Here is a 16,349-nt window from a genome sequence, read left to right on the forward strand (position 1 = left end):
ACCGCACCCTTGTGTGGTCCGGCGGTGTGCTGTCCGGGCATACCGTACCCGGCTCGCCTTACGTGACCCGGCCGCGACCGTCACCCGATACAGGACCGGTATCGCAACGTGCACTGATGTGGAGAGGCCGTGACGGGGGTCACTTCTTGCTGTCGAGAACCGCCTTCATCACGTCCTTGGCGATGGGGGCGGCCAGACCACCACCGGAGATGTCGTCACGGCTGGCGGCGCTGTCCTCGACCACCACGGCGACGGCCACCGGCGACCCGGAATCGGTCTTGGCGTAGCTGATGAACCAGGCGTACGGGTTCTCGCTGTTGTCGACGCCGTGCTGGGCCGTACCCGTCTTGCCGCCGACGGTGACGCCGGGGATCTTGGCGTTCGTGCCGGTGCCGTCGTTCACGACGGTCTGCATCATGTCCTGGAGCTTCTGCGCGTTCTCCTCGGAGAGCGGCTGGCTCATCTTCTTGGGCGCGTGCTTCTCGATCACGTCCAGGTTCGGCGCCTGCAGCTCGCTGACCATGTACGGCTCCATGAGCGTGCCGTCGTTGGCGATCGCGGAGGCGACCATGGCCATCTGCAGCGGCGTCGCGGCCGTCTCGAACTGGCCGATGGAGGAGAGCGCGGTCTGCGGCTTGTCCATCTCCTTGGGGAAGACGGAGGCGTTCGAGCGGACCGGGACGAACTGCTCCTCGTTGAAGCCGAACTTCTCGGCCGTCTCGAGCATCTTGTCCTTGCCGAGGTCCGAGCCGACCTTGCCGAAGACGGTGTTGCAGGACACCCGCAGCGCCTCGCGCAGCGTGGCGTTCTTGCAGGGGATGTTGCCCTCGTTCTTCAGCTCGGTCTGGGTGTTGGGCATCGTCCAGGGCAGCGGGGACTTGGTGGGCGAGTCGATGTCGTCGTACAGATCGTGCTCCAGGGCGGCGGCCGCGGTGACCGCCTTGAAGGTGGAGCCGGGCGGGTACGTCTCGCGCAGCGCGCGGTTGAGCATCGGCTGGTCTTTGTCCTTGTCCAGCTTCTGGAAGAGCTCGGCTTCGTTGTTCGTGTTGCCCGCGAAGTCCGACGGGTCGTACGAAGGAGCGGAGGCCAGCGCCAGGATCGCGCCCGTGGACGGGTCGATCGCGGCGACGGCGCCCTTGCCGCGGCCCTTCAGACCGTCGTACGCGGCCTTCTGCGCGGCGGCGTTGAGGGTTGTGACGGCGTTGCCGCCCTCCTTCTTCTTGCCCGTGATCATGTCCAGGCTGCGGGTGAAGAAGAGCCGGTCGTCATTGCCGGTGAGGATGCCGTCCTCGATGGACTCGATCTGCGTGGCGCCGATGCGCTGCGATGCGAAGCCGGTGACGGGGGACCACATGGGCCCGTTCTTGTACGTCCTCTTGTACTTGAAGTCGTCGCCGTTGGTCTCCTTGGACCCGGTGATCGCCTTGCCGTCGACGATGATGTCGCCGCGCGGCTGGGCGTACCGCTCGATGGGGACGCGGCGGTTCAGCTCGTGCTCCGACAGGGAGTTGGCCTGCACGTACTGCAGCCAGTTGTCCCGGGCGAGCAGGGCGAGGATGAGGAGCCCGCAGAAGATCGCGATCCGGCGCAGGGGCTTGTTCACGGTCGGACCACCTGGGTCATCTCGGCGTCGGGGTTCGGGGCGGGCGCCGGGGCGGGACGGCGTGCGGTGTCGCTGATGCGGATGAGGATGCCGATCAGGGCCCAGTTGGCGATCACGGAGGAACCGCCGTTCGCGAGGAACGGCATGGTCATACCGGTCAGCGGGATCAGGCCCATGACGCCGCCGGAGACGACGAACACCTGGATGGCGAAGGCGCCGGACAGGCCGATCGCCAGAAGCTTGCCGAACGGGTCGCGGGCGGCGAGCGCCGTGCGGACACCGCGCTCCACGATCAGACCGTAGATCAGCAGGATCGCCATGACGCCGGCGAGGCCGAGCTCCTCGCCGAAGGTGGCGAGGATGAAGTCGGAGTTGGCGGCGAAGCCGATCAGGTCGGAGTGGCCCTGGCCGAGGCCGGTGCCGAGCACGCCGCCGGAGCCGAACGCCATCAGGGACTGGGCGATCTGGTCGCTCTGTGCCAGGACGGTGTCGGAGAACGGGTTCAGCCAGCCGTCGACGCGCTGCTTGACGTGCGGCTCGAAGGTGGCCACACCCACGGCGCCCACGGAGGACATCACCAGGCCGAACACGATCCAGCTGGTGCGCTCCGTGGCGACGTACAGCATCACGACGAACATGCCGAAGAACAGCAGCGACGTACCGAGGTCGGTCTCGAAGACCAGGATCAGGATCGACATGGCCCAGACCACGACGATCGGACCGAGGTCACGGCCGCGCGGCAGGTACAGGCCCATGAAGCGGCGGCTCGCCAGGGCGAGGGCGTCGCGCTTCACCATGAGATAGCCGGCGAAGAAGATCGCGATGACGATCTTCGCGAACTCACCGGGCTGGATGGAGAATCCGGCGACGCTGATCCAGATCCTGGCGCCGAAGACGTTCATGCCGAGGCCCGGCACGAGCGGAAGCAGCAGCAGGACGAGCGCCCCGGCCATGGAGATGTACGTGTAGCGCTGCAGGACGCGGTGGTCCTTGAGCAGCAGCAGTACGCCCACGAAGAGCGCGATGCCGATCGCGGAGAACATCAGCTGCTTGGGCGCGGAGGGGTTGAAGGTGCCCGTCGCGGCCTTGGCGAGCTGCTGCAGCTTCTCCGACTGGTCCAGGCGCCAGATGACGACCAGGCCGAGACCGTTGAGCAGCGTCGCGAGCGGCAGCAGCAGCGGGTCCGCGTACGCGGCGAACCTGCGCACCACGATGTGACCGACCGCCGCGAGCAGTCCGAGACCGCAGCCGTAGCCGAGCATGCCGGAGGGCAGCTCGCCGTCGAGCGCGAGGCCCACGTTGATGTAGGCGAACAGCGGGATGACGACAGCGAACGCAAGGAGCGCGAGCTCGGTGTTGCGCCGGCTCGGCGCACCGATCGCGCCGATGGTCGACGTGTGTGTAGTGCTACTGCTCATGGTGTGCAAAGGCCCCCAACGGCTGCTTACTGCTTACCGCACAGCGGGACCAGCTTCTTCTCATCCTCGGAGAGGCTGGGGCCGGGTGTGGGAGTCGGTGCGGTCTTGGACTTGTTCTTGTCGGTCGTGCTGTTCTTGCCGTCCGGGTCCGCCGGGTCGGTCGGATCGTCGGTCGGGGCCTTGGCGGCCAGGCCGGTCGCGCCGCCCGCCTCGCCCTCGCCGGGCTTGGCGTTCTCCCGCTCTGCCTCGCGGCGCTGCGCGTCCTTCTCGCACGCGGAGGCCTGCAGGCCCAGCTCCTCGATCTTGCTCTGGGCGTCGTCGAGGTTGCCCTCGGCGATGGTCGCCTCGACCTGCTTGCGCTGGTACGGCGGCAGGTACTTGAGTTCGATCTCGGGGTGGTCCTTCTCCACCTTCGACAGGCTGACCCAGGCAAGGTCCTGGTCGATGCCGCGATAGAGCGCGACGTGCTTGTCCTTGGTGCCTACGTAGTACTGCGTCTGCGTCCAGCGGTAGCCCCCGTAGAGGCCGCCTCCGACGACCGCGAGGGCCAGCACCGTGTAGAGAGATCTCTTGAGCCACTTGCGGCCGCCGCCGGGCTTCACGAAGTCCTCGTCGCTGAACGCGCCGAAGTTCCCTTCGGGAACGTATCCCGTCGTGTCACCGCTCCCGGGGGGCCCGAAGCCGCCTCCGGAGGGCTGCGGCGGCACCGGACGGCCGAGGCCGGACGCGCGGCCCGCGGGGGTCTGCATGGCGCCGTCGTCCTGCGCCTGGAGCTGGTTCTCGGCGACCGCGCCGACGACCACGGGGGTGTCGGACAGCTGGCCCGCGAGGGTGTCGCCGCTGTCGATGTCCAGGACGTCGGCGACGATCACCGTGATGTTGTCGGGGCCACCGCCGCGCAGCGCGAGCTGGATCAGCTCCTGCACGGTCTCCTGGGGGCCCTGGTAGCTCGCGAGGGTGTCTTCCATCGTCTGGTGCGAGACCACACCGGAGAGACCGTCGGAGCAGATCAAGTACCGGTCGCCGGCGCGGACTTCACGGATCGAGAGGTCCGGTTCGACGTGCTCGCCACTGCCAAGCGCGCGCATCAGCAAGGAGCGCTGCGGGTGGGTGGTGGCTTCTTCCTCGGTGATCCGGCCCTCGTCGACGAGGCGCTGCACCCAGGTGTGGTCCTGGGTGATCTGCGTGAGAACACCGTCCCGGAGGAGGTACGCACGCGAGTCGCCGACGTGTACGAGGCCGAGGCGCTGCCCCGTCCACAGCAGGGCGGTCAGGGTCGTCCCCATGCCCTCGAGCTGGGGGTCCTCCTCGACCATCAGGCGCAACTGGTCGTTGGCGCGCTGCACGGCCGTGCCGAGCGACGTCAGGATGTCCGATCCCGGTACGTCGTCGTCGAGGGTGACGAGCGTCGAGATCACCTCGGAGCTCGCGACCTCGCCCGCGGCCTGGCCCCCCATGCCGTCGGCGATCGCGAGGAGACGCGGACCGGCGTAACCGGAGTCCTCGTTCCCCTCCCGGATCATGCCTTTGTGCGATCCGGCGGCGAAGCGCAAAGACAGACTCATGCGCACCTCGCCCGTCGGCTCCGGGTACATCCGCACGGTGCCCACCCTCCGGTCGGGAGCGCGCCGGCGTCCAGTCCCTGGACAGCCGCTTCGGCTCGCTCGCTCCGCTCGCTCATTGTCGTACTACTTCCGCAGCTCGATGACGGTCTTGCCGATGCGGATCGGCGCGCCCAGCGGAACGGGCGTCGGGGTGGTGAGTCGGGTCCGGTCCAGATACGTGCCGTTGGTGGACCCGAGATCCTCGACGATCCACTGGCCGTCACGGTCCGGGTAGATCCTGGCATGCCTGCTGGACGCGTAGTCGTCGTCCAGCACGATCGTCGAATCGTGCGCCCGGCCCAGGCTGATCGTCTGGCCCTGCAGGGCGACCGTCGTGCCCGCGAGGATGCCTTCGGAGACGACCAGCTTGCTGGGAGCGCCACGGCGCTGCCTGCCACCGCCCTGCTGCTGGCGCTGGGCCGGCGGCGCGGCCTGCTGTTGCTGGCGGGCGGCCTGTTGCGGTCGCGCGTTCTCGCGGCGCGAGCCGCGCTGCGTGACACGCGTACCGAACAGGTCGCTGCGGATGACCTGGACGGCCACGATCACGAACAGCCACAGAACGGCTAGGAAACCCAACCGCATGACCGTCAGGGTCAGCTCTGACATTGCCCCCGCTTCACCCTTCGGCTTGCCGGTAAACGATGGTGGTTTGGCCCACGACGATCCGCGAGCCGTCGCGGAGCGTAGCGCGGGTGGTGTGCTGCCCGTCTACCACGATGCCGTTGGTAGACCCGAGATCCTGGATCGTCGAGGGCGTTCCGGTCCGGATCTCACAGTGCCGGCGCGATACGCCGGGGTCGTCGATCCGCACATCGGCGTCGGTGCTGCGACCCAGCACCAGCGTCGGGCGGGAGATCTGATGGCGATTGCCGTTGATCTCGATCCAGCGCCGCACCTGCGCACCCGGAAGCGGCCCGGCGCCGGGCCCCTGGGGGCGGTTCGGCACCGGCGCGGGCCCGCCCTGGCGTCCGCCGGGGGGCGGGGCCGCGGGCATGGGGGGAGCGCTGGAGGGCTGCTGCGGGTAGCCGTAGCCACCGCCCGCGGGGGGTCTGCGGTCCGCGGGGCCCGGTCCTGAGGGTGCTGCGGGTGCTGCCGGGGCGCGCTCGGGGGTCTGCGAGGTGCTGGACGCGAGCGTGCGGCTGCGCACTCGGTACAGACCCGTGTCGAGATCCTCGGCCTTCTCCAGGTGGACCTTGATGGGCCCCATGAAGCTGTAGCGCTGCTGCTTGGCGTACTCGCGCACCATCCCGGAGAGCTCGTCGCCGAGCTGCCCCGAGTAGGGGCTCAGACGCTCGAAGTCGGGCGCGCTGAGCTCCACGATGAAGTCATTGGGGACGACCGTCCGCTCGCGGTTCCAGATCGTCGCGTTGTTGTCGCACTCGCGCTGCAGAGCGCCGGCGATCTCGACGGGCTGGACCTCGGACTTGAACACCTTGGCGAAGGTGCCGTTGACCAGACCTTCGAGTCGCTGCTCGAACTTCTTCATGACTCCCATGGGGCACCTCCTCCGTCGTAGTCATCCTGGTACTGCTTACTGATCGTATCCACGCGCCGGGAAATCGGCTGGTTCCCCCTGTCCGCCCAGTCGATGAGTGTCGCCTCTCACAAGGCATGCCCGCACCAGGGTTCCGGGATCCTTCCGGACTCCTCTATCAGGGATCGTAGAGGGGGCCTCAAACCAGTGTCCCGCACCCGGCTGCGGACCATCGCCGGGTCCGGCCGAAGTCGGACGGCCGACCCGCGATCCGTCCGGACCACCAGGGCAGGTGCCCCCGAATAGGGATGTGAATCCACCCTGGGCACCGTGCTAATCTTCTGGATGTCGGCAGGCGCTCGCACCGCAAGTGAGAGGCCCAAAGACAGACACCCATGCGCGGGTGGCGGAATAGGCAGACGCGCTGGATTCAGGTTCCAGTGCCCGAAAGGGCGTGGGGGTTCAACTCCCCCCTCGCGCACCATGTGGAGCGGGTCTCCATCAGGATGAAAGTCCTGGTGGGGGCCCGCTTCTCGCGTTACGGGCGGGCTGTGGCCCGGACGTTGACTCGGCAGGGCCCCGGCGGTGAGCTATCTCACGATCGGGGTTCTGTTGCTGTGAGGTCGGGATTCATCAGCGGAATCGGCCGCCGGCGCTGTGACGCAGTGATCGCGATCAAGCGGATTCGTTCACATCGGCCGTGGGCATGCATCGGGCGCCCTGCCAGCCCCTGCAAGGAGTACACGCGCGATGTCGCCCACCCCCACTCCCGTCGCCCCCGGAGCGCTTCCCCTGATCGGCCATGGTCTTCAACTGAAGCAGCGGCCGTTGGAGTTCATGAACTCGCTGCGCGAGCACGGTCAGGTGGTGCGAATACAGCTCGCCCGCACCCCCGCCTACGTGGTCACCGACCCGGCCCTCACCAAGGAAGTGCTGGTCACCGACGTGACGAGCTTCGCCAAGGGCGGGCGGATCATCGACGCGCTGAAGGTGTTCTTCGGTGACGGGCTCGCCACGGTCGCCGACGGCGACACCCATATGAAGAACCGCCGTCTCATGCAGCCGATGTTCAACAAGGCGCACATCGCCACCCGTGGCGACACGATGATCGAGCAGGTGCGGGAGATCGTCGAGGGATGGGCGGAGGGCGAGTCCCGGGACACGCTCGCCGACATGACGGAGCTGACCCTCGCGGCGTTCCTCACCGCCCTGTTCGGTGCGGACCTGCCCGCTCACCTGCAGCGTGACTTCATCGCGCTGATGCCGCCCATCATGCAGGGGACCATCCGGCAGACCATCCTTCCCGGCTGGGTCACCCGGCTGCCGCTGCCCGCCAACCGCGCGCACGCCCAGCGGGTCGCGCAGCTGCGCGAGCTCATCGACCAGGCCATCGACCACCGGGCCGCCGCACTGGGCCTCGGCGACTCCCCGGCCTCGGGAAGGGACTCCCTGGACTCGGGAAGCGCTCAGGCGGCGGGGTGCCCGCACGCGGCGGGGCAGGCGGACACGGGCCTTTTCGACACCCTTCTCACGGCCGATGACCCGGACACCGGTCCGCTGCCCCGGCGCCAGCTCCAGGACGAGGCCATCACCCTGCTCACCGGGGCGATCGAGACGACCAGCACCACACTGGCCTGGGCGCTGGTGGAGATCGAGAAGAACCCCGAGGTCGGGCGCCGGATGCTCGAGGAACTGGACACGGTCTGCGCAGACCGTCCCCTTCGTTACGAGGACCTCGACCAGCTCCCCTACAGCCGCGCCGTCCTGCAGGAGTCGATGCGGATGTACGGCCCGGCCTGGCTGGTCACCAGAACCGCGACGCGCACGGTCACCCTGGGCGGGCACAGCATCCCCGAGGGCGCGGACGTGATCTACAGCCCGTACCTCCACCAGCACGACCCGTCGGTCTTTCCCGAGCCGGAGCGCTTCGACCCCGACCGCTGGTCCGGACGGCCCGACGCCGCCACCCGCGGTGCGTTCCTGGCCTTCGGTGCCGGCCGCCGCAACTGCGTCGGCGAGGCCTTCGCCTGGACCGAACTCCTCATCATCCTGGCCACGGTCCGGCAGATCTGGCCCCGCCTCGCCCTTACCTCGACCGCGCCGAAGCCGCAGGCACTGGTCACGGTCAAGCCGGACGGGCTCTCCATGGCTCCCTACCGTGGTGACCGTGCTGACAGTGGTGCCGACTCGGCGGAGGAGAGGGACGCGGCGGGGGTTATCCACAGGCTCTGACGCCGATCGGCGCCCGGCTGTACCGTCTTGGCCAGGCGATGTCCGTGGGGGCGACGCCTGGACACGGGGCATGCGGGGGCGAGGCAATGGCGATGGTCGTGGCGGAGACCGGTGGGACGCGGTCCGGCGAGGTGCGGTCCGGTGGGGTGCGGTCCGGTGGGGCGAGGTTGCCGCAGGTGGACGGGTTCGCCCGGTGGCCGTCACCGGCCTCGCCCAAGCGGGAGGGCAAGGCGCTGCGGGAGCGGGTGAGCCGCGCCTCGCACGCGTGGTTCGCCGAGGACGAAGGGCGGCCCGACCCGGTCGCCGCCGTCGAGGAGTCCAACCGCAGCAGGCTGCCCGAGCTGACGCCCATCCGGATCGGCAGGATGGCCGCGACGCCCTTCGCCTTCCTGCGCGGGTCCGCCGGACTCATGGCGTACGACCTCGCGCGCACCCCCGCGACCGGGATCGGCGCCCAGATATGCGGTGACGCGCACGCGGCGAACTTCGGTCTGTACGCGGACGCGCGCGGCGGGCTGGTCATCGACCTGAACGACTTCGACGAGACGGCGCACGGCCCCTGGGAGTGGGACGTCAAGCGGCTCGCCGCCTCGCTGGTGCTCGCGGGGCGCGAGGCCGGGGCGAGTGAGGACGCCTGCGAGGAGGCGGCCTTCGATGCGGTGGGGGCCTATCGCCGCACGATGCGGTTGCTCGCCAAGCTCCCGTCGCTCGACGCGTGGAACGCCATCGCGGACGAGGAGCTCGTCTCGCACACGGACGCCCGGGACCTCCTCGGCACCCTGGAGCGGGTCTCCGAGAAGGCCCGGCAGAACACGAGCGCCAAGTTCGCCGCGAAGTCCACGGAGCGGGTCGGGGGCGAGGACGGCTCTCCCGCGGGGTGGCGCTTCGTAGACGCTCCTCCGGTGCTGCGGCGGATACCGGACGTGGAGGCCGCCGAAGTGACGTCGGCGCTCGGCACGTATCTGGGCACGCTGGCCGAGGACCGGCTGCCGTTGCTCGCTCGGTACGCGATCCAGGACGTGGCCTTCCGCGTCGTCGGCACGGGAAGCGTCGGCCTGCGGTCGTACGTGGTGCTGCTGCTCGACCACCGGGGCGAGCCGCTGGTGCTCCAGGTCAAGGAGGCGCGGCCCTCGGTGCTGCTCCCGCATCTGCCCGCGGCGGGCTTCGACGTGCCCCAGGTCGCGCACGAGGGTCGCAGGGTGGTGCTCGGGCAGAAGCGGATGCAGGTGGTGAGTGACTTCCTCCTTGGATGGACCACCGTGTCCGGACGGCCTTTCCAGGTACGGCAGTTCAGGAACCGCAAGGGCAGCGTGGACCCCGCGGAGCTCGCGGCCGACCAGCTGGACGACTACGGGCGGATGACCGGGGCCCTGCTGGCTCGCGCCCATGCGCACAGCGCCGATCCGCGGCTGATCGCCGGGTACGTCGGCAAGGGCGACGAGCTGGACGCGGCGGTGGCGCGGTTCGCGGTGGCGTACGCGGACCGGACGGAGGCGGATCACGCGGAGCTGGTGCGTGCGGTCAAGGAGGGGCGTGTGGTCGCGGAGGCGGGCGTGTGATCTCGGGCGTGACGGGTGAGGACGTGACGGCTGAGGAGGGGAGTGGAAGGGCGGGGAAGGGATGCGGGGGGATGCGGCCCGTGGCAGCTCGGGCGGTTCCGCGGTGACCTAGGCTGGGCAGGTGACGACCCCGGAAGCCGAGCCGACGCAGCCTGAGACACCTGATCCCGAGTCCGCCGATGCCGACCGCGGAGCTCCTGAGGGGGCTTCTGGCGGGGAGCCGGGGCAAGGGGCCGATGGGCGGCCCGAGGACCGGCTGGAAAAGGCCGTGCGGGCGGCCGAGCAGGCGCTGATCGAGTACGAGATCGCCGTCGAGACGTTCCGGGTCGAGGTGGAGAACTTCTCCCGGCTGCACCACCAGAAGCTCGGCCCGATGTACGCGCGCCTGGACGAACTGGACGCGGAGATCGCCGAGGCCCTGGCGGCCCGCAGCGGTGACCCGGAGGACCGGCGCAAGGCGGACGAGGCGCGGGCGCGGGTCATGCCGATGCCGGGCGTCGAGGAGCTGTTCCACGGCTGGATGGACACCGACGGGCTCTTCCCGGAAGCTGCCGCGATGTTGACCGATCAGTCGGTGCGGCCGCCGCAGCGGGTGCGGCCGAGCGACGAGGCCCGCAAGCTCTTCCGCGACCTGGTCCGCAAGGCCCACCCCGACCTGGCGCAGGACGACCAGGAGCGCGCCCGCCGCGACGAGTTCATCACGCGGGTCAATGCCGCGTACGCCCGTGGGGACGAGCCCCTGCTGCGGGAGCTGTCCGCGGAGTGGGCCGCGGGGCCGGTGCCCGAGGCGCAGCGGCCGAGCCGCAGCGAGGAGCTCTACGCACGCCTCGAGTGGCTCGCCCAGCGCAAGGAGCTGCTCTCCGTCGTCGCCCGTGAGCTGGAGGAGGGCGCGATCGGCTCGATGCTGCGGATGGCGCCGGACGACCCGGACACCTTGCTCGACGAGATCGCCGAGCAGCTGCTCGCGCAGGTCACCGAGCGCGAGGCGGAGCTGGCGCGGCTCACGGCCTAGGCGGTTGACCGTGCGGGGCTTCGACTGCGCGGGGCTTCGGGTAGCGTCGGGGACATGGTTTTCGGTTCTCAGGTGCCCACCGTCGTCGTCGACGATCTCGCGAGCGGTGACTTTCTGCTGGACGTCCGTGAGGACGAGGAGTGGCAGGCGGGTCACGCCGCGGACGCGCTGCACATCCCGATGAGCGACTTCGTCGCCCGCTACGGCGAGTTGACCGAGGCCGCGCCGCAGGACGGCACGGTCAACGTGATCTGCCGGTCCGGCGGACGCTCGGCGCAGGTCGCCATGTACCTCATCCAGCAGGGGATCGACGCGGTGAACGTCGACGGTGGCATGCAGGTCTGGGAGGCCTCGGGCCGGCCCGTCGTCGACGAGAAGGGCCAGCCGGGCACAGTGATCTAGCCCTCCGGGCTGGTCAGCGGCTCAAGCCTCAGCCGAGGGGGTGGGCGGCCAGCAGGTCGCCCAGGGCCTCCTCGTGCGCCGCAGCCGGGCCGAGGGACAGCTCCAGCTGCTTGGCCCAGGCGTGATAGCGGTGCAGCGGGTAGTCGGTGTCGGAGCCGAAGCCGCCGTGCAGATGCTGTGCCGTCTGCACCACCCTCCGTACGCCGTCGGAGGCCCAGATCTTCGCGACGGCCACGTCTCCCGTGGCGGGCAGGGCGCCGCTCGCACCGGTGCTGATGCGCCAGGCGGCCTGCCAGAGGGTGACCTCCATCGCGCGCAGGTCGATATAGCGGTCGGCCGCCTGCACGGCCACGGCCTGGAAAGTGGCGACAGGGAACCCGAACTGCTCCCGCTTGCTGGTGTATTCGCCGGTCATCCGCAGCACGCCCTCGCCGAGACCGAGAGCCAGCGCGCAGGTGCCGGTGGCGAGCAGATCGCGCAGCCGGTCCCAGGCCCCGTCCGCCGCGATGACATCGGCGGCGCCGATCCGCACGGAGTCCAGGCGGAGCTCGCCGAGCCGCTCCCCGCTCGTGGAGACCTGCTCTCCGAGAGTGAGGCCCTCGTGCGCGCGCGGAATCAGGGCGAGCAGGGACTGGCCGCCGGTCGTGTGGGCGGGCACCACGACGATGTCGGCGTTCTGTGCCCAGGGCACGGCCGTCTGGACGCCGTCGAGCAGCCAGGCGTCGCCGTCACGCCGTGCGGTGACGGCGAGTTCGGCGGGGTCGTGCCCCGTGCGCCCGCTCGCCGCGACCATCAGGACCAGCTCACCGCGGGCCGCCGGGGCGAGGATGCGCCGCTTCAACTCCTCGCTGCCATGGGTCTGTACGGCGTACGCGGCCGCGCTGCTCTCCAGGAGCGGGACGCGGGCGAGCACCTTCGCCGACTCGCGCAGGACCAGGCAGAGGGCGATCGCGTCCAGGCCCGCGCCGCCGTACTCCGGGTCGAGGAGCAGGCTCAGCAGGTCGGCGTCGGCGAGCTTGGCCCACAGCGCGCGGTCGAAGTCCTCGGCCACGGCTCCCGGAGTGAGGGCGGGACTGGGCACTCCGTCCGGTGCGACGGAGGCGAAGACCGCCTTCGCCGCCTCGACGGCCGCCTGCTGTTCCTCGGTGAAGGTGAAGTCCACTGCTTGTCCCTCCGCGCACCGGCCGACCGACGTGCCGTCGTTTCTGACGGGTCGTCAAGATAGAACAGGTTCTACGGGAAGGGAACAGTGAGGGACCACTCCGGGCGCCGCGAAGGCGCGGAGACGCAGCGGGGCCAATCAGCGGTCGAAGTCCAGCTCCACCGTGTCCGTGGCGGGATGCGACTGGCAGGCCAGGACATAGCCGGCGTCGGTCTCCTCGGGCTCCAGCGCGAAGTTGCGGTCCATCCGCACCTCGCCCGATACCCGGAAGGCCCTGCAGGTCCCGCACACGCCGCCCTTGCAGGCGTAAGGCGCGTCCGCGCGGTTGCGCAGCACGGTGTCGAGCAGGGACTCCCCGTCGCGCACCGGCCAGGTGCCGGAGCGTCCGTCGAGGGTGACCGTCACGGTGCTGTGCGCGGGGGCCGTGGCGGGGACGGCCGGGGTCGCGAGGCCGTCGTCCACGTGGAATATCTCCTCGTGGATGCGCTGCCGCGCCACACCGAGGCCGCGGAGAGTTCTCTCCGCACCCTGCACCAGACCGAACGGACCGCAGAGGAACCAACCCGCGACCTCCTCGACGCGCAGCAGCGCCGGCAACAGGCTGCCGAGCCGCTCCTCGTCGAGCCTGCCCGAGTCGAGCCCCGACTGCTGCTCCTCCCGGGAGAGCACCGTCACCAGCTGGAACCGGTCCGGCCAGCGGTCCTTGAGGTCGGCGACCTCTTCGAGGAACATCGTCGACGCCGCCGTGCGGTCGCTCCGTATGAGACAGAACGTGGCGTCCGGCTCGCGCGCGAGAAGCGTCGTCACGATGGAGAGCACCGGTGTGATGCCGCTGCCGCCCACTATCGCCGCGTACCGCCCGGGCGCCGGTTCCAGGGTGAAGCGGCCGGCCGGGGTCATCACTTCCAGCTCGTCGCCGACGGCGACTTCCTTCATTGCGTACGTCGAGAAGGCGCCGCCCTCGACGAGCCGCACCCCGACGCGCAGGGTGCGGGGCCCCTCGGGGACCTCGGGGTCCGGCGCCGGTGCGCAGATCGAGTACGTGCGCCGGATCTCGTTGCCGTCGACGAAGCGGCGCACGGCCAGGTGCTGACCCGCGTCGTAGCGATACTCCTCGCGCAGGCCAGGAGGCACGTCGAAGGTCAGCGCCACGGAGTCGTCGGTGAGCTGGTCGACCGCCGTTACCCGGAGCTGGTGGAAGCGTGCCATCACAACTCCTTGAAGTGGTCGAACGGTTCACGGCAGGAGACGCACCGGCGCAGCGCCTTGCAGGCCGTCGACGAGAAGCGGCTGAGCAGTTCGGTGTCGGTCGAGCCGCAGTGCGGGCAGCGGACCGAGAGGGTGAGGGGGACAGGACCCCCGGAGGTACCGGGCCCGCCGGTGCTGTGCGGGCGCGGGGGTGCGATGCCGAACTCTGCCAGCTTGCGGCGGCCTTCGGCGCTGATGTCGTCCGTCGACCAGGCGGGAGAGAGCACCGTGCGGACCGAAACCTCTGCCATCCCGCGCTCGTGCAGGACCTGCTCGATGTCGGCGGTCATGGTCTCTATGGCCGGGCAGCCGGTGTAGGTGGGGGTCAGCTCGACATCGACCTTGCCCGGTGCGCGGACATGGACGCCGCGGAGCACGCCGAGCTCGGCCAGGGAGAGCACGGGCAACTCCGGGTCGGGCACCGATCCGGCGAGGGCCAGGAGCTCCTCCTCCAGGGCGGTGGGCATCTCGGCTGCGGTCGGCGTGGTCACCATGACGCCCCCGGGTGGCTGCGGTGCAGATGCTGCATCTCGGCGAGCATTCGCCCGAAGGACTCGGTGTGCAGACCCTGGCGGCCCGCGCCCGCCGTCCAGGCCCCTTCCTGGGGACCGGAGGGCACGGTCAGCGTCGCCTTCTCGATGACTGCGGTCACCGATTCCGTCCAACCCTCGTGCAACGCTGCCCAGCTGACGCCGTCGGATTCGCCGAGGCCCTCCACCGGTTGGAACATCTCCCCGGTGAACCGCCACAGCGCGTCGAGCCCGCGCTGCATGCGCTCATGGCTCTCGGCCGTCCCGTCGCCGAGCCGCAGCGTCCACTGCTCGGCGTGGTCCTGGTGGTAGGCGACCTCCTTGACCGCCTTCGCAGCCAGCGGCGCGAACGCGCCGTCCCCGCTCGCCAACTGCCCGTACAGCAGGGATTGGTACGTGGAGAAGCAGAGCTGGCGGGCGATGGTGTGGGCGAAGTCGCCGTTCGGCTGCTCGACCAGCTGGAGGTTGCGGAAGGCGCGCTCCTCACGCAGATACGCCAGCTCGTCCTCGTCGCCGGCCATCGAGAGCAGGATGCGGGCCTGGCCGAGCAGGTCGAGGGCGATGTTCGCGAGGGCGACCTCTTCCTCGAGGACGGGAGCGTGGCCCGCCCACTCCCCGAGGCGGTGCGAGAGCACCAGCGCATCGTCGCCCAGGGCGATGGCCGTGGCGGCGGTGGTCGTGGAAACGGGTGCGGTCACAGGTGCTTCACCCCCTCCGGGATGTCGTAGAAGGTCGGATGGCGGTAGGGCTTGTCGCCCGCAGGCTCGAAGAATGAGTCCTTCTCGTCGGGCGAGGAGGCCGTGATCTCCGTGGAGGGGACGACCCAGATCGAGACGCCTTCGCTGCGGCGCGTGTACAGATCGCGGGCGTTGCGCAGGGCCATCTCCGCGTCCGGCGCGTGCAGGCTGCCCGCGTGGGTGTGCGAGAGTCCGCGGCGGGAGCGCACGAACACCTCCCACAGCGGCCAGTCGGTCGAGCTGCTCATGCCTTCGCCTCCCCGTGCTTGGCGGCGAACGCCGCCGCTGCCTCACGCACCCACGCGCCCTCGTCGTGAGCGCTCTTGCGCTGGGTGATCCGCTGTTCGTTACAGGGGCCGTTGCCCTTGAGGACCGCCCAGAACTCCGTCCAGTCGATCGGGCCGAAGTCGTGGTGCCCGCGCTCCTCGTTCCAGGACAGATCCGGGTCGGGGAGGGTGAGGCCGAGGGACTCGGCCTGGGGGACACAGATGTCCACGAAGCGCTGGCGCAGCTCGTCGTTCGAGTGGCGCTTGATCTTCCAGATCATCGACTGCTCCGAGTGCGACGACTCGTCGTCGGGCGGGCCGAACATCATCAGGGACGGCCACCACCAGCGGTTCACCGCGTCCTGGGCCATCGCGTGCTGGGCCTCGGTGCCGCGGCTGAGGGCGAGCAGTGATTCGTACCCCTGACGCTGGTGGAACGACTCCTCCTTGCAGATCCGCACCATCGCGCGGGCATAGGGGCCGTACGAACAGCGGCACAGGGGGACCTGGTTGGTGATCGCGGCGCCGTCCACCAGCCAGCCGATCGCGCCCACGTCGGCCCAGGTCAGAGTTGGGTAGTTGAAGATCGACGAGTACTTCTGGCGGCCCGAGTGCAGCTTGTCGAGCAGCTCGTCACGGCCCGTGCCGAGCGTTTCGGCCGCGCTGTACAGATACAGGCCGTGTCCGGCCTCGTCCTGCACCTTGGCCATCAGGATCGCCTTGCGCCGCAGGGACGGGGCACGCGTGATCCAGTTGGCCTCCGGCTGCATGCCGATGATCTCGGAGTGGGCGTGCTGCGCTATCTGCCTGACCAGCGACGCGCGATAGGCGTCCGGCATCCAGTCGCGGGGCTCGATCCGCTCGTCGGCCGCGACCGCGGCGTCGAACGCGGACTCGTACGCCGCTGTGCTCGCGGCGTCCGCCCCGGGCCCGCCCGGAGCGGACCGGGCCGTCTGGTGCTCGGCTGCTGTCGCCATCGCGGTCCCCTCGACCTCTAGCTAGCTACCGACCGATCGTTCGGTTCGTTGAATTCAATGGTGCGGCTCAGCGCCATAAGGTGTCAACCCTGTGGATAACTTCACGGACGCTGTGCCTGGCGGGC

Annotated in this window: 16 protein-coding genes and 1 tRNA gene; 5 read left to right on the forward strand and 12 right to left on the reverse strand. The window is 69.9% G+C overall.

The annotated features are described in order from the left end of the window. Positions 1-139: 139 nt before the first annotated feature. The 6 genes from AB0O76_RS30865 to AB0O76_RS30890 all read right to left on the reverse strand — a co-directional run bounded on the left by AB0O76_RS30865 (position 140) and on the right by AB0O76_RS30890 (position 6,540). Positions 140-1,603 (reverse strand): penicillin-binding protein 2, encoded by a 1,464-nt coding sequence (locus AB0O76_RS30865; protein WP_365497602.1) that lies wholly within the window; start codon positions 1,601-1,603, stop codon positions 140-142. After that, on the reverse strand, positions 1,600-3,021 hold the full coding sequence (locus AB0O76_RS30870; protein WP_365497605.1) for an FtsW/RodA/SpoVE family cell cycle protein: 1,422 nt from the start codon (positions 3,019-3,021) through the stop codon (positions 1,600-1,602). The genes AB0O76_RS30865 and AB0O76_RS30870 overlap by 4 nt, the downstream gene beginning before the upstream one ends. A gap of 26 nt (positions 3,022-3,047) precedes the next feature. Then, on the reverse strand, positions 3,048-4,586 hold the full coding sequence (locus AB0O76_RS30875) for a Stp1/IreP family PP2C-type Ser/Thr phosphatase (RefSeq protein WP_365497608.1): 1,539 nt from the start codon (positions 4,584-4,586) through the stop codon (positions 3,048-3,050). Positions 4,587-4,709: 123 nt separating this feature from the next. Continuing rightward, positions 4,710-5,231: an FHA domain-containing protein gene (locus AB0O76_RS30880; protein WP_135332252.1), complete on the reverse strand. Its 522-nt coding sequence runs from the start codon at positions 5,229-5,231 to the stop codon at positions 4,710-4,712. Between the two features lie 10 nt (positions 5,232-5,241). Further along, positions 5,242-6,120: a DUF3662 and FHA domain-containing protein gene (locus AB0O76_RS30885; protein ID WP_365497611.1), complete on the reverse strand. Its 879-nt coding sequence runs from the start codon at positions 6,118-6,120 to the stop codon at positions 5,242-5,244. Positions 6,121-6,432: 312 nt separating this feature from the next. Continuing rightward, positions 6,433-6,540, reverse strand: coding sequence for a DUF3649 domain-containing protein (locus AB0O76_RS30890; protein ID WP_365497858.1), 108 nt, complete (start codon positions 6,538-6,540; stop codon positions 6,433-6,435). Here AB0O76_RS30890 and AB0O76_RS30895 point away from each other — a divergent pair. The 5 genes from AB0O76_RS30895 (at position 6,497) to AB0O76_RS30915 (ending at position 11,304) form a co-directional block, all read left to right on the forward strand. Next, positions 6,497-6,583, forward strand: a tRNA-Leu gene (locus AB0O76_RS30895). The two genes, AB0O76_RS30890 and AB0O76_RS30895, sit on opposite strands and share 44 nt — an antisense overlap. A 266-nt stretch (positions 6,584-6,849) precedes the next feature. Beyond that, on the forward strand, positions 6,850-8,331 hold the full coding sequence (locus AB0O76_RS30900) for a cytochrome P450 (RefSeq protein WP_365497614.1): 1,482 nt from the start codon (positions 6,850-6,852) through the stop codon (positions 8,329-8,331). 92 nt (positions 8,332-8,423) lie between these two features. After that, positions 8,424-9,890 carry a DUF2252 domain-containing protein gene (locus AB0O76_RS30905; RefSeq protein WP_365497861.1) on the forward strand — a complete coding sequence of 489 codons (1,467 nt, stop codon included), beginning with the start codon at positions 8,424-8,426 and terminating at the stop codon, positions 9,888-9,890. Between the two features lie 121 nt (positions 9,891-10,011). Beyond that, positions 10,012-10,902 carry a J domain-containing protein gene (locus AB0O76_RS30910; RefSeq protein ID WP_365497617.1) on the forward strand — a complete coding sequence of 297 codons (891 nt, stop codon included), beginning with the start codon at positions 10,012-10,014 and terminating at the stop codon, positions 10,900-10,902. A gap of 54 nt (positions 10,903-10,956) precedes the next feature. Then, positions 10,957-11,304, forward strand: a complete 348-nt coding sequence (locus AB0O76_RS30915) for a rhodanese-like domain-containing protein (RefSeq protein WP_365497620.1) — start codon at positions 10,957-10,959, stop codon at positions 11,302-11,304. A gap of 28 nt (positions 11,305-11,332) precedes the next feature. Here AB0O76_RS30915 and AB0O76_RS30920 read toward each other — a convergent pair whose 3' ends face one another. The 6 genes from AB0O76_RS30920 to paaA all read right to left on the reverse strand — a co-directional run bounded on the left by AB0O76_RS30920 (position 11,333) and on the right by paaA (position 16,224). Further along, positions 11,333-12,466, reverse strand: a complete 1,134-nt coding sequence (locus AB0O76_RS30920) for an acyl-CoA dehydrogenase family protein (protein ID WP_365497623.1) — start codon at positions 12,464-12,466, stop codon at positions 11,333-11,335. Positions 12,467-12,604: 138 nt separating this feature from the next. Further along, complete coding sequence (locus AB0O76_RS30925; RefSeq protein ID WP_365497626.1) at positions 12,605-13,675, reverse strand: 2Fe-2S iron-sulfur cluster-binding protein; 1,071 nt, start codon at positions 13,673-13,675, stop codon at positions 12,605-12,607. Continuing rightward, on the reverse strand, positions 13,675-14,208 hold the full coding sequence (gene paaD, locus AB0O76_RS30930; protein ID WP_365497628.1) for a 1,2-phenylacetyl-CoA epoxidase subunit PaaD: 534 nt from the start codon (positions 14,206-14,208) through the stop codon (positions 13,675-13,677). Before paaD ends, AB0O76_RS30925 begins: the two co-directional genes overlap by 1 nt. Next, on the reverse strand, positions 14,202-14,942 hold the full coding sequence (gene paaC / locus AB0O76_RS30935; RefSeq protein ID WP_365497631.1) for a 1,2-phenylacetyl-CoA epoxidase subunit PaaC: 741 nt from the start codon (positions 14,940-14,942) through the stop codon (positions 14,202-14,204). The genes paaD and paaC overlap by 7 nt, the downstream gene beginning before the upstream one ends. Further along, a complete protein-coding gene (paaB, locus tag AB0O76_RS30940) occupies positions 14,939-15,229 on the reverse strand; it encodes a 1,2-phenylacetyl-CoA epoxidase subunit PaaB (protein WP_135336541.1) in 291 nt (96 codons plus the stop codon). Before paaB ends, paaC begins: the two co-directional genes overlap by 4 nt. Next, positions 15,226-16,224 carry a 1,2-phenylacetyl-CoA epoxidase subunit PaaA gene (gene paaA / locus AB0O76_RS30945; protein WP_365497636.1) on the reverse strand — a complete coding sequence of 333 codons (999 nt, stop codon included), beginning with the start codon at positions 16,222-16,224 and terminating at the stop codon, positions 15,226-15,228. The genes paaB and paaA overlap by 4 nt, the downstream gene beginning before the upstream one ends. Between the last annotated feature and the right edge of the window lie 125 nt (positions 16,225-16,349).

The sequence above is a fragment of the Streptomyces sp. NPDC086554 genome (genome assembly GCF_040686095.1).
In the GTDB taxonomy this organism is placed as follows: Bacteria; Actinomycetota; Actinomycetes; order Streptomycetales; family Streptomycetaceae; genus Streptomyces.